This is a genomic window from uncultured Blautia sp., from assembly GCF_902497045.1.
Taxonomy (GTDB): Bacteria; Bacillota; Clostridia; order Lachnospirales; family Lachnospiraceae; genus Blautia_A.
Genome location: NZ_CABVDF010000307.1, coordinates 1 through 2,514, shown reverse-complemented (window position 1 = coordinate 2,514; position 2,514 = coordinate 1). Strand labels below are relative to the sequence as shown.

The 2,514-nt window shown below is 43.8% G+C and carries 2 protein-coding genes and 1 pseudogene; 1 reads left to right on the top strand and 2 read right to left on the bottom strand.

What is annotated here, in order from left to right:
- Positions 1 to 332, top strand: a pseudogene (locus tag RDS42_RS14090) (hypothetical protein); the annotation flags it as partial.
- A 74-nt stretch (positions 333 to 406) separates the two neighbouring features.
- Here RDS42_RS14090 and RDS42_RS14085 read toward each other — a convergent pair.
- Positions 407 to 1,363, bottom strand: a complete 957-nt coding sequence (locus RDS42_RS14085) for a hypothetical protein (RefSeq protein WP_308784215.1) — start codon at positions 1,361 to 1,363, stop codon at positions 407 to 409.
- Between the two features lie 85 nt (positions 1,364 to 1,448).
- The coding region (locus RDS42_RS14080) for a serine hydrolase (protein WP_308784214.1) at positions 1,449 to 2,514 on the bottom strand (1,066 nt) is incomplete at its 5' end.

The following is a 2,514-nucleotide window of genomic DNA, read 5'->3' as shown; positions in this document are numbered from 1 at the left end:
ATGATATCCAGACTCTTCTTGGACCGATCACAGAAAAATATTTCCGCTCCGATTCAGAAATGGATCTTACAGCAATTTATAATGAAGTATTCAGTATGGAAAAGGAACAGGTGGAACTGCTCAAAAAAAATCTTCTCAGATGCTATCACACATCAGAGAAGACATTTGAAACTGCTCCGGAAGAAGACCGCAAATTCCTGAAAATGTTTTCTTTTATCTGCTTATTGAGTTTTGATGTATATACAAAAAAAATGCTCATTGAACAGCTGGTAGACGAACTGCGACGTAAAAATACGGATTCTTCATCCAAAAACAAAAAAACAAAGAAGTAAGAAACGAACGGGGGCCTTATTCAGGTCCCCGTTCAAATCATTCCATTATCAGAATTCCTTTTCACTTTAGATCATCAATACAGATAATCTTTATTCACATATCCATATTTGCCATGCTTCGGTGAATACACGTACCAATAGGTAGAATCGCTGGTATCTGTTACCTGCACCGTATCTCCTGTGTAAAGCTCGCCGATCTCATTTGCAGCATCATAAGCTTTGGCTGTACGGAGCGCCAGATAGCCTTTTGCTACGCTGACTGTTTTTGTAAATCCCACAGAACCGGAACTGCCGCCTGTCAGATAATTCTTATTAACATATCCGCTTTTTCCATGTTTCGGTGAATATACATACCAGTAAGTAGCGTCACTGGTATCTGTTACCTGTACCGTATCTCCTGTGTAAAGCTCACCAATTTCATTTCTGCTGTCATATGCCTTAGCTGTACGAAGGGCAAGATAGCCTTTCGCTACGCTGACTGTCCAGGTCTGACCTGAAGCTGATGAAGAAGAACCGGACAGATAGTTTTTGTTTACATAGCCGCCCTTATTCAGCCCCGGAGCATATACCAGCCAGTAAGTGGGGTCGTCTGTATTTGCCACATATACCGTATCTCCTGTGTAAAGCTCCCCTACTTCATTTTTACTGTCATACGCCTTAGCTGTACGAAGGGCAAGATAGCCGCTCTGTACTCTGACGGTTTTGGAATCGGAGGCACATGCCAGATATTTTCTATTTACATAACCGGTTTTATTCAGCTTCGGAGAATAAACCGTCCAGTAGGTAGCTCCGCTGGAATCTGTTACTTCTACAGTTTCTCCCGTATACAGCTGACCGATCTCGTTTTTTTCATCATAAGCTCTGGCATTGCGCAGCGCGAGATATCCGGTTGCAACCGTTACCGTATACGTCGAATTTGCTGCATGGCTGGTTTCTGCAGTTGCCGGCAGCGAAAGTGCAAAGACGATAACAAACATTGCTGCCCATTTTAAAAGTGCCGCTGCTGAAAAGTCTTTCCATTTCTTATTCATATCATCATCCCCCTTTATGGAATATTTTATTTTCTGCTCTGTTCCATAATCCTCTGTTTCACGACCTGTCCCCTGATGTCCTTCCCTATTGCTGATAATAGTCGTATATCTGCCGGCTTAATGCAGAAATCGTGCTCTGTGCAGCCCCTGCCTCTGACAGATTTTCCGACATAAACACGATCACAAGGTCATTGACCGTGTTGTAAATAATACCTGCATCATTTTCCACATCTGCAAGCTCTCCTGTTTTATTTGCTACACTGACACCCTCCGGCATCTGTGCCGGTATCTTGTTTCTTCTCTCCTGCGCTGCCAGATGGTCGAACATGGCACAGGAATTTGCATCCCCTTCCATCCATCCGTCATATACTTTTTTCAAAAAGCGTCCGCAGTCTGCCGGAGAGGTATAATTGTCATCAAGTTCATTGCTGTGTAAAAGAAGCCTTCCCATATGAGTATTGGTATATCCATTTCTGCTGCAGTAGTCATTAACTGCATTCATTCCCGCAGTACTGTCCCCACCTCCCAGATATCCTGTCAGGGTATTTGCCGCATCATTATCACTGACAATGATCATTACATGGAGATTGTTATCTACAACATCCTTACCATACTGTGCAGTCAGACTGTCATAATTCTCATAAACTGCCCCCATGATAAAAAGCTTGATCAGGCTTGCCGCCTGCATTCTATGCTCGTTGATACTTCCCTCCGTATTCTTTTCCAGATTACAAACATATGCGGACCAGCTGCCATTAGATGAAGGAAATGCCAGATCAGACAAAAGAGCGGACAGTTCTTCATCTGGAACTGCCTCTGACGCCTGACCGCTTCCAAATACACTCTCTCCAGCTGCTTCTGACGGAGGGGACAATGTTCCCTGACCTTCTGATTTTGTGTCTTCTGCCGGAGGCGGTTCCGGATGATGATCTGGATCACCTTCCTCAGAAGCCTCTTCTGTACTTCCTCCAAAAACAGAAGCCTCCGCTGCATAGCAGGGATATGTCAGCAGCATAAAAGATGTCAGTATCAGAATCCCTGCTTTTTTTAATTTTTCGCCATGCATGTCTTTTTCATTCCTTCCCTGGATCCTGCCCGGCTGTTCCTGATGTTCCTGAGCACAAATGACAGAATTCTTCAATATTTTATAT